Source organism: Veillonella parvula (genome assembly GCF_024461875.1).
Taxonomy (GTDB): domain Bacteria; phylum Bacillota; class Negativicutes; order Veillonellales; family Veillonellaceae; genus Veillonella; species Veillonella parvula_I.
The window spans coordinates 1-252 of the sequence record NZ_JANGAL010000076.1 but is presented as its reverse complement, the minus strand read 5'-3'; the positions used below and the strand labels follow the sequence as shown (position 1 = coordinate 252).

Annotated in this window: 1 protein-coding gene; it reads right to left on the bottom strand. The window is 50.0% G+C overall.

What is annotated here, in order from left to right; translation table 11 throughout:
* On the bottom strand, nucleotides 1-252 hold a 252-nt coding region (locus NE668_RS09930; RefSeq protein WP_256196834.1), incomplete at both ends, for a GTP-binding protein.

Below are 252 nucleotides of genomic sequence, written 5' to 3'. Positions count from 1 at the left end.
CAAAATACACCTACCGCACCATCAAGCACACGCAGGGAACGCTCTACTTCTACTGTAAAGTCAACGTGTCCCGGTGTATCGATGATGTTGATACGATGCTCTAACGCGCCTGCTTTCGGCTTGCAGTTTTCCTGCAGCGTCCAGTGACATGTTGTCGCAGCAGATGTGATCGTGATACCTCTTTCCTGCTCCTGGGCCATCCAGTCCATAGTTGCAGTTCCTTCGTGAGTATCACCGATCTTATGGTTAACA